This is a genomic window from Hymenobacter sp. J193 (genome assembly GCF_024700075.1).
Taxonomy (GTDB): Bacteria; Bacteroidota; Bacteroidia; order Cytophagales; family Hymenobacteraceae; genus Hymenobacter.
The window spans coordinates 146,849-156,065 of sequence record NZ_JAJONE010000007.1 but is presented as its reverse complement, the minus strand read 5'-3'; the positions used below and the strand labels follow the sequence as shown (position 1 = coordinate 156,065).

The following is a 9,217-nucleotide window of genomic DNA, read 5'->3' as shown; positions in this document are numbered from 1 at the left end:
CCCCAATCACCGCCCCAAACAGGATGCTGCTGGCCGCCCATTCCGTTTCGGCGTCACTGAGGTTGAAGTCCTTCTTCAGAAAAATCAGAGCCCCGTTGATGATGGCCGTGTCGAAGCCAAACAGCAGGCCTCCCAAGGCCGCCACCGTCGCAATCAGGTACACGTAGCGCGGGCTGCCGCCTGGGGTGAGAGCAGTAGCGGTAGGCGAGCCAGCAGGTTCACGAAACAGCGGGCCGGGGGCGCGGAAAGAAGGCATGACGAGTGAAGGAATTAGAAGTGAAATGCGGCTGGCAGTAGCATCAAAGCCCGGGCGGCTCTCCTGAGGACGGTACTGCCTTTTTTGCCTCAACCTGCCATTCCACCCGAGTAGACCACCGGATGGCGGCGGTATGAATCCTGCTTTTAGGCCAGCAGCACCTCAATGCCGAGCTGCCGGAAAGGAGCCAGCTGCGCTTCGGTGGCGCCGGTGTCAGTGATGAGCTGGTGGACTTCGACGGTGGGGCAGATAAGGGAGGCAGCCACCACGCCGAGCTTGGTGTGGTCGGCCACCACGATGCGGCGCTTGGCCTGGCGCAGCATCACCTGAATCACGGCGGCTTCCTGGGTGCAGCGAGGTCAGGCCCCGTTCGGCATCAATACCGTTGACGCCGATAAATACCTTATCGACATAAAACTGGCTTAGCGCCTGCGCCGTGGCGGGTCCTACGAGCGAAAACCAGCCGCCCGTCAGGAAGCCCCCTGTCACAAACACCCGCATGCGTCGCTGCGGTGGCTGGAGCTCCATGGCCACGTTCACGGTGTTGGTGACGACGGTCACATTGGCGCCTGGCCGCAGGCTGCGCGTCACCTGGGTAGTGGTGGTACCAGCAGTCAGGGAAATGGTTTCGCCGGGCTGGATGAGGGCAGCGGCGGCAAGGCCGATGCGACGCTTCTCGGCCAGGTTGCGGTCCTATCTGCTCATGAAAGCTCGAATCGTAGCGAAACGGCTCGTACAGCAGCGGCTCGACGGGCACGGCACCGCCGTGGGTGCGCCGCAGCCGTCCGCGCTGCTCCAGCTCCACTAAGTCGCGGCGCACCGTCGCCACCGATACGCCGAACAGGGCGGCCAGCTCATCCACGGCCACGGTACCCGTGTGCAGCAGCTTTTCGACGATAATCTGGGCGCGAGCCGCGGCGGGGTTTTCGGGCGTTACTAAGTCAGTCATCACGCGTTTTGATTAGGGGGAAATTCTACTGGCGAAGGAGGCTAGGGCCGGGTGCGCACGTAGGCTTTCAGGGTAGCGCACTCAGTGCCCACTGCCGGGCCGTGGGGCCGGATGGTATAAGCGCCCACGGCCGCCGGCACAATAAACGTCTCGGCGTAGTGCACCACGAAGGGCTCGAATTCCCCACCGGGGCTTTCGACAATGGCTTCAATGCCCTGCACCAGGTTGAGCACGTTCACGCCGCCGTGGGTATCATGCGGCACGGTCCCCGTAAACCAGTGGCGGCGCGTTTCAATGAACTCTCGCTCGTGCAGGCCGGTGCGTTCCTCACGCCAGTCGGGGCCACTGGCCAAGGGGGTTACTTGGTTGACGAGATGCTGCGTTACCCAGCTCGTGGTGCGGTCCGGCTGAATGTTAGCCGCGCCGTGCGCCAGGTGGATGGGGCGGGCAGGCCGTCGAGGCCCAGCCGCTCCCAGTCCCAGAGCTTGAAAGTGAAGATGTAGGGGGTGGCTGAAATTTCCAGCACCATGCCGCCCGCCCCGGAGCAGTGCACCGTGCCCGCCGGAATCAGGAAGTGGTCGTGGGCTCGGGCCGGAAACGCGTTGACGTACTGGCTGGCCGGAAAAGGAGCCTTCGGGTCGTCCTGGGCACGCTGCAAGTCCGCCAGCAAGGCTGGGAAATCAACGTTTTCCTTTAGCCCCAGGTAAACCACCGCTTCCGGCTCGGCAGCCAGCATGTAGTAGCTCTCGTCCTGGGTGTAGGCGAGGCCAAACTTGTCCTGTGCGTACTCGGTGAGCGGGTGGACCTGCAGCGAGAGGTTGCCGCCGCCCATGGTATCAAGAAAGTCGAAGCGGATGGGAAACTCCGTGCCGAAGCGCCCGTGCACGGCCTCGCCCAGCAACTCGCGCGGATGGGCAAACACAAGGTTGATGCTCGGAATTTCAACCCGCGCCTCACCGAAGCCGAGCAGCAGGCTGTTTTCCTCCGGCACGCAGTCAAAGCACCAGGCGTAGTTGGACGGGCCGTCGGGCAGGTCGCACACCTCGCGCATCCACTGCCCGCCCCAAGGGCCAGGGTCGAAGAACGGTACCACCCGAAACGGCCGCCGCACGGCCGCCGCCAGCCCGGCCCGTAAATCGGCTCCGCTGATGAGCTTGGGCACGGCCGGGTCGTTGGTATCGAGCAGGAAGTCGGCGCGGGGCAGCACCTGCTTTTTGAGCCGGTCGGCCGCCCGCCAGTCCACGAAAAATGCGCGCTTGTACTTGAGGCTAGCTTTTTCGCTGAAGTTGCTGCTGCCCAGGTTGGCAATTTCTCCGCGCCGCTGCCGCCGCTGGATTTCCCAGCGGGCCAGGTCGGCGTAAACCACCAGGGTGGGAGCGGGGCAGACGAGCGTGGCCCCGGTACCCACAACAACCACCAGCTGGTCAGCGGCCGTGGCCAATGCTTCCTGCGCGGCTTGAGACGTTGGGGGTTGAAGAAATCGGCTACCGTGAGCCCGTTAAGTCGGCCAAAGACGGGGTCGTCGGTGAGCGGGGCGGCTACCATCCGGTCGATTTCGGCTGGGGAGTAATACAGGTCGTCAGCTACCAGGCATTGGGCCGGCTGCAGGGCCTGCGTCAGCTCGTGCAGCAGCTGCTTGAGGTCGGTGCCTGGGTAGCATTCCACGGCTAGCACGTGCGGTTGGTCGGTGGCTACTGGCAGGGCTTGTAGTGCGGCCCGCAACGCACTGGTGATGGCCGACCACCCCGTCTGGCAAGCATCGGCCCCTGCGGCTACCGGCACAAAGGGATACTTATCATAGTTGGAGGCGCGCATATGAGGGGTGCCGAAAGGCCGTGCTTAAGCGAGAAAAAGGGAAGTCTGTTGCTGTCAAGCGGTTCACCCTTGCAGCTAATAGGTTCTCCCAATAATGAACGACTTCGTACTTAATGCCCCAGAGGAGCAACGCACTGCACTAGCCCAGTGTTTGTCTTTATGATGCAATATAAATACTATAAATGATTGTTTTGTATATAAACGATCATAAAAATTGAAAAATTGACTCACTAATGCCTCTTGACAAGGCTTCAAAGGATCAAGGCACAGCTGTCATTTATGGGCAGTGGCGGCAAATCCTATTTCCCTGTTTAGGGCCACATCACAAGAACTAGGTTGGTATAAAACACGGACAGGGAGTATGAATGCTCATACTCCCTGTCTGCTTGGGTACTTCTGCCCGTTGCTACCGACCGAAATCGTCTTCAACGCGCACAATGTCGTCTTCATCGGATGGGTAGACTGGGTCGGTGTGCTGCCAGATTTCGGCTACGATGCCCCACCCGCTAAGTCCTACCAGACGGTGACGCTCGCCCTGCCGCAGCACCACCCGCTCGCCCGTAGGGTAGCATTTCACTTCACCCTGCTCATCGGTGTCGCTCGTGGCCACGCCTACCGGGCCCTGCACCACCTGCCAGATTTCGGCCCGGCGGTGGTGGTACTGCCACGACAAGCGGGCATTCGGCGCTACCAACAGCACTTTCGGGCTCAGCTTGCCCGAAATACGTAGCTCGTCAATGGACAAGCCATTGAAGTACTGATCAGCAAATTGCTGGGCCTGGCTTTCATCGAGCACGAAAAAAGCCACCCCAGGGCCGCGTCTGGTCCTGCTGGGCAATGCGGAAGCCCTGTTGCTGCAGCTGCGCGGCTACTTGCTCGAATAAGGCCTGCTTTTGGGAATCAGTTGAGGGCATACAAAGGTGAAAAAGACTACTGGGTTGAATTGAAGGAAGTGTCAGGTGAAAATCCCGCGGTAAAGTTGCCAGAACCAGGCTGAATTGCCCTGTTCGCCTCGGGTAGTAGACGCCATTTAAGGCTTGCTGGCGAATTGCTTTTGCAGCAGCTTGATGAAATAGCCGCCTACGACCGAGCGGGCCTGGAAGCCAACCTGCCGGGCATCAGTGGTTTCGTGCCAGTCGCCGAGCGGGACGCGGCTCGGAGTTTCGTTGGCGTACAGCCAGATTGGGTGCACCAGGGCCTGGAAATCTGCGTCGCGCTCCGCCAGAGTAGCCGTCCATAGTATCCAGTCCGACTTGGTGTAGGTCTTTCGGCTGTCCAGGGGCAGGCCGTAGCGCTGCTGCTGGGTGAGGTAGAAGGCCAGCTCCTTTTGTGCTACCTCCTGGGGGAATATGTTCAGCTCCAGCAGCTTGTCCCACACCAGGTTATACTTCTGGCTCCAGGAGCCGGCGGGCTTATCAAAGGTCAGGGCGTAATGATTGCCGTCCTCGGCTATCTGCATCCAGCGGCGGGCGTAGTCGCGGGCCAGGGCGGTGTACTCGGTGGCCGTTTTTTCGTCGCCCACCTGCCGCGCCAGTTGGCCATAGCAGGCAATGCCCATAATGGCTTTGGCCGAGAGGTTGGCGTTGCGGGCCAGGTGGCCGGCAAAGTCGTCGGTGCACAGTTGGTTGGTCGGGTCAAAGCCGTCACGTTTCAGGAACTCCACCCACTTGGTGAGCGTGGCCCAGTGGGCGCGGGCAAAATCAGGCTTGCCGTCCCGCTTCACTACGGCTGCCGTGAGAATGAGCATGTTGCCCGCTTCTTCCACCGGCATGTCCTCGCCGTACTTCTGGCCGTTGGCCAGGGGGTAAACACCCAGGTCGTGGGCCGGAAAATCCTTCTGCCACCGCCCCGACTCGCTGTAGTCGAAGATAAAGCGCAGCAGGCCCTTGGCCAGCTCATTGTTGTACAGCAGGAACAGCGGGGCCGAGGGGTACGTCACGTCCACGGTGCCGATGAAGCCGCCCGAGAAGTTTTCCTTCGAGAGCAGGAGCAGCTCGCCCTTGGGCCCCGCCGCTATGGCGTGAGCCGCCACGGCTTGCCGGTAAGCCAGCTGGCAGAGGTCGGCGTACTCCCGGCCGCCGGCCACCTGGGCATCGGCGTAGAGTTTCTTATCGAAGGCGGCGCACTGCTGGCGTATGCTGGCATAATCGGCTTCAGCAGCTTGCAGGGCCTTGGCCATGGTCATGGCCGGGTCGCGCCGCCACCACGGGCGCAGGTTCTGGCCGAAGTACTGCACGGCGTAGGGCGTGTCGTAACCCAGCAGCAGGTGGCGCTCGGCAGGCTGGTTTACCTGACCCATATCCAACACCGCAGCCAGCGCGGTGTTCTGCGCCTGAGTGCCTGATGAGGATTGAGTTGGGCTAGCTGAGGGCAAGGCCCCGGTTTTGGTAAATGCCGCCTTCAGCGCTTGCGGCGTACCGGTTCCGACTTTCGCTGCGCCGCCGGGTGCCGCCAGGTAGACCTGCCCCCAGTCGATACGATGGTTGTCGCCGGACTGGCCCAGCACGGCCTGCGTGGTGGTGCCCACGGTCTGCCAGTTCAGCGTCGCGGCCTTACCTACCTGGGTAGCCACGCGCTGGTAGGGCGTGTTGGTAGCCAGCGAAGCACTAGCCGCCAGCAGCACCTGCACCTTATGGGGCTTGCCGTCGGCGCTTTGGGCCCGGAAAGTGAGGTAGCTGACGGGCCGGGCCAGGGTTTCCAGCTTATCCAGCAGCAGGGGCGAGAGAAACTGGGCCGTCAGCCGCACCGGGCCAGCCTCAAAGGAATACGAAGTCTGGGTGGCCGTGAGCGTAACGCTGGTTTGACGGGCAGCGGGCAGCAGAGTCGGCTCCGGTCCCGCCGCGTAGATACCGGCGTCGAGATGGGCGCCGCCCTGGGGGTTGGCGCAGTGCATGGCCAGCAGGTTGTCGCCCTGGCGCAAGGCCGCGCGGGCCGCATCGGGCAGGGCAAACCGTTCGTAGCTGCCGTTGGCGCCGCCCTGCTTCAGCAGCAGCACGCCGTTGAGGTACACTTCCGCGTCGTCGTCGTGCAAAAGCAGCAGCACGAGCTTGCCGGTAGGCCGGGCCCCACTCAGCTTCAGGCTGCGGCGCACCCACACGTCGCGGCTGGTCCATTGCGTGCCGGCCTGGCTGGTGTTGTTGGTGAACGGGGCCGGGCCGATCTTCCAGCTGGCGCCGGTAGTGAAAGCCGGCTGCTCCCAGCCCGCGGCCGGGGCCTCGAAGGTGTAGCGGGCCGAATAAGGGGTTTCGGCCGCAATAGGGATAATGGCCCGCAGCGGCGCGGCAGTCTGTCCCATCAGCTGGTACGAGCGGCCATCGACGCGCACCACACCTTCCAGGGGCTGCGCTTCCCCGGTCCAGTGCCGGGTAGGGCCCGCGCTGAGCGTGTCCTGAAACAACCAGAGGCTGAAGTAAGGGTCGTGGGTGATGAGCGGATAAGCCGGGGGGCGGAGCTTCTGAGCTTCGGCGTAATTAGCCCCCAAGCTCAGGCAGCCCAGGCTGAGCGGCAAGAAGATTCGTAGAAGTTTCATGATGTGGCGACCAGAGAAAGCGGAGGCAACCAGCCAGGGAAAGGCTGCGGGAGTACTGCTGCGGCGGCGTGGTTAGCGGGGCTGCACCTGGTGGTACTTGGCACCGAAGAGCAGAATCACGACGTAGCAGATGATGGGCAGGTAGTAGGCCGCCGCAATATCATGGTTGGCAACCTGGCCCATGAGGTAGGGAAAAACCGCCGCACCCACCACGCCCGTGATGATGAACGAGGACCCTTGCTGCGTACGCGGCCCCAGGTCTTTCAGGCCCAGGCTGAAGACGGTTGGGAACATGATGCTGAAAAAGAAATTGAGCAGCAGCAGCGCCCCGAACGATACCGCACCCCAGCCCTGGGCAATAATCAGGCAGAGCACGATATTAGCCCCCGCCGCAATGGCCAGCAGCCGGGCCGGCGCAATCACGCGCATCAGCGCCGTGCCGATAAAGCGGCCCACCATCATCAGCACCATGCTGAAGGCGAAAAAGTACGCGGCCCGCTCGGCGCTGAGGCTCATTTTCTCCACTCCGTAGTTGATGAAGAACGCCCAGGTGCCGCCCTGAGCCGCAGCGTTGAAAAACTGCGCGGCCACGGCCCAGCGGAAGTGGCGCCGGCTGAAGAGGGAGGGGGTGTCGGCGGCCAGCACCGGCTCCTCCCCGGGCGCCAGCTCGGCGGCGTGGGGGTCGGTGGGCAGGGGCGGCACCCGCACCAGCGCAAAGCCAACGGCCACCGCCAGAATAACGGCCCCGATGATGAGATAAAGGGTTTTGACGGCCTGCAAGCCCTCGGACGCACCACCCTGGCCCGCCCGCAAAATAAAGTAGCCACCGATAACCGGCCCGATAACGGCGCCCAGGCCATTGAACGACTGGGCAAAGTTGATGCGCTGGTCGCTGCTGCGCTGGTCGCCCAGCGCGGCTATGAACGGGTGCGCCACGGTTTCGAGCGTGGCCAGCCCGCAGGCCAGCACAAACAATGCGCCCCGAAAAAACAGGAAGGAACCCGCATTAGCCGCCGGAATAAACAGAAACGCCCCGGCCGCGTACAGGCCCAGCCCCAGCAGCACCCCGTTCTTGTACCCAAACCGCTGCATGAACAGCCCGGCCGGAATGCCCATCAGGGCGTAGGCCCCGAAGATGGAAAACTGCACCAGCCCGGAGTCGGCCTTGCTCACGTTCAGCACGCTCTGGAAGTGGCGGTTGAGCACGTCGCCCATCGTGATGGCCACTTCCCAAAGCAGGAACAGTGAGGCCACAAAAACGAACGTGAGCACGAAGCGCCGCTCGGTAAAGGCGGGCCGGGCAGCAGTGACAGGAGGGGCGGTAGCGGGCATACGAAGAAAGTATCGGGAGAGAAAGGAAGACCGGAAATATCAGTCCAGGGCGTTGAAATTGCTGGGGTGCGGGCGTATTGACTAACCTTTGGCCATTAAAAACCCTACCGGAAGCGGTACAGGTTGAGCATCATCGACACGCCGCCGTTCGTGCGCCAGGAGTTCAGGTTTTCCGTGTCGGACGTGCGGATGCTCCACAGATTCCACATGATGCCGTTGGAGTTGCGGATGGACCAGGCCTGGGCGGCATTGGCGTCCAGCCAGGGGCCGTAGTTGGCCGCCGTGCCCGTGTCTTTTACAAATATGCAGGCCCACCGGGCGAAGATGGATTTCCCACCCTGGGTGTCCAGCGTGCCGTCTTCGTCCTGCAGGATGCCGCCCGGCGTCTTCGACAGGCTCGTGCGGGCATAATCCATGGCTTTCAGGCCCATGGCCCGGTAGTCGGGGGTGCTGTAGTAGGGCCGCAGCTCGTTGGCCGCCCCAATGAAGGTGCCCTGCGTGTACAGCAGCGCCCCCTCGTAGATTTGGCCCGACGTGTTCATAGCGCCTTTCACTTCCCCGGTCGAGGCCACGTAAAACCGGGGCACCATCCAGTCCATAATCATCTTGGCTTTGTTGCGGTAGCTCACGTCGCCGGTGGCTTTGTACAGCTTCATGGCGCAAATCACGGCCGGGGCATTCACGCAGGTGTTCTTGGAGAGCTTGTCCGTTTTCCACCACAGGCCGCCGCCCAGGTTCGTGTCCCAGCCCCGGGCCCATACCAGGTCGAAGTTTTGCCGGGCCATGGTCAGCATTCCTCCATCATTCCAGATTTCGTAGGCCCGCAGGCACATAATGGAGCCCCAGATGATGTCATCGTTGAACTCGTTGTTGCTCCACGTCAGGCCGTAGGCGTCGCGCATGCCGTGGTACAGGTACTGGACTTTGTTTTTGTACTCAACGGTCGGGTTCACGTTGTAGGCATCGATGACAGTTTCAATGGCCTCCGCCTGCGTCCAGAAATCCATTCGCTTGGTTTTGGCCATATCAAACCAATAGTTGGCCTTGAAGGAGGGGCCGTACGTGCCGTACTGGTTGTAGTACTTGTTGTGGTAGCTGCTCAAGGCCAGCAGGGCTTCGCTTTTTGTGGCCACGGCCAGGGCGCTGGCCTGCGTGGCGGGCACCGCCGCCCCGGAGTTTGTGGGCACTACCTCCTTCTGGCAGCCGCTGAGCAAGGTCAGCAGCAGGGCCGGCAGCAGGAGCCGGGTGGTTTTCCTTTTCAGCCCGGCAGAAGCCTTGATAGGTTCACGGAAGCGGCAAGCAGCGTCTTTCTGGTTCATGGTATGGGTTTTTGACG

The 9,217-nt window shown here is 62.2% G+C and carries 8 protein-coding genes and 3 pseudogenes; 1 reads left to right on the top strand and 10 read right to left on the bottom strand.

The features are described from left to right. The 6 genes and pseudogenes from LRS06_RS25290 to LRS06_RS25275 form a co-directional block, all read right to left on the bottom strand. Positions 1–256: MFS transporter (locus LRS06_RS25290; RefSeq protein ID WP_257873976.1), on the bottom strand; the 256-nt coding region annotated here is incomplete at its 3' end. 146 nt (positions 257–402) lie between these two features. Further along, positions 403–591 carry a hypothetical protein gene (locus tag LRS06_RS25285; protein ID WP_257873975.1) on the bottom strand — a complete coding sequence of 63 codons (189 nt, stop codon included), beginning with the start codon at positions 589–591 and terminating at the stop codon, positions 403–405. Between the two features lie 31 nt (positions 592–622). Then, positions 623–940, bottom strand: a pseudogene (locus tag LRS06_RS25725) (hypothetical protein); the annotation flags it as partial. A 127-nt stretch (positions 941–1,067) separates the two neighbouring features. Continuing rightward, positions 1,068–1,205 (bottom strand): annotated as a pseudogene (locus tag LRS06_RS25720) (DeoR family transcriptional regulator); the annotation flags it as partial. A gap of 41 nt (positions 1,206–1,246) precedes the next feature. Beyond that, positions 1,247–1,558: a hypothetical protein gene (locus LRS06_RS25280; protein WP_257873974.1), complete on the bottom strand. Its 312-nt coding sequence runs from the start codon at positions 1,556–1,558 to the stop codon at positions 1,247–1,249. Between the two features lie 29 nt (positions 1,559–1,587). Next, a complete protein-coding gene (locus tag LRS06_RS25275) occupies positions 1,588–2,646 on the bottom strand; it encodes a class I mannose-6-phosphate isomerase (protein WP_257873973.1) in 1,059 nt (352 codons plus the stop codon). Between LRS06_RS25275 and LRS06_RS25270 the strand changes: the two genes are divergently transcribed. Next, positions 2,646–2,876 carry a hypothetical protein gene (locus tag LRS06_RS25270; RefSeq protein ID WP_257873972.1) on the top strand — a complete coding sequence of 77 codons (231 nt, stop codon included), beginning with the start codon at positions 2,646–2,648 and terminating at the stop codon, positions 2,874–2,876. The two genes, LRS06_RS25275 and LRS06_RS25270, sit on opposite strands and share 1 nt — an antisense overlap. A 550-nt stretch (positions 2,877–3,426) precedes the next feature. Here the strand turns inward: LRS06_RS25270 and LRS06_RS25265 are convergent. From LRS06_RS25265 to LRS06_RS25250, 4 genes and pseudogenes are all read right to left on the bottom strand, one after another. Further along, a pseudogene (locus LRS06_RS25265) lies at positions 3,427–3,934 on the bottom strand (phosphoheptose isomerase). 116 nt (positions 3,935–4,050) lie between these two features. Continuing rightward, positions 4,051–6,549 carry a glutaminase family protein gene (locus LRS06_RS25260; RefSeq protein WP_257873912.1) on the bottom strand — a complete coding sequence of 833 codons (2,499 nt, stop codon included), beginning with the start codon at positions 6,547–6,549 and terminating at the stop codon, positions 4,051–4,053. Between the two features lie 72 nt (positions 6,550–6,621). Continuing rightward, the gene (gene fucP, locus LRS06_RS25255) at positions 6,622–7,881 is read right to left on the bottom strand and encodes an L-fucose:H+ symporter permease (RefSeq protein ID WP_257873971.1); all 1,260 of its coding nucleotides are present in this window, start codon (positions 7,879–7,881) and stop codon (positions 6,622–6,624) included. 104 nt (positions 7,882–7,985) lie between these two features. Next, complete coding sequence (locus LRS06_RS25250; RefSeq protein WP_257873910.1) at positions 7,986–9,200, bottom strand: glycoside hydrolase family 76 protein; 1,215 nt, start codon at positions 9,198–9,200, stop codon at positions 7,986–7,988. Between the last annotated feature and the right edge of the window lie 17 nt (positions 9,201–9,217).

Coding starts and splice junctions, on each gene's coding strand:
- LRS06_RS25270 (WP_257873972.1), top strand. CDS start 2,646: ATGCTTCCTGCGCGGCTTGAGACGTTGGGGGTTGAAGAAATCGGCTAC.
- LRS06_RS25260 (WP_257873912.1), bottom strand. CDS start 6,549: ATGAAACTTCTACGAATCTTCTTGCCGCTCAGCCTGGGCTGCCTGAGC.
- fucP (WP_257873971.1), bottom strand. CDS start 7,881: ATGCCCGCTACCGCCCCTCCTGTCACTGCTGCCCGGCCCGCCTTTACC.
- LRS06_RS25250 (WP_257873910.1), bottom strand. CDS start 9,200: ATGAACCAGAAAGACGCTGCTTGCCGCTTCCGTGAACCTATCAAGGCT.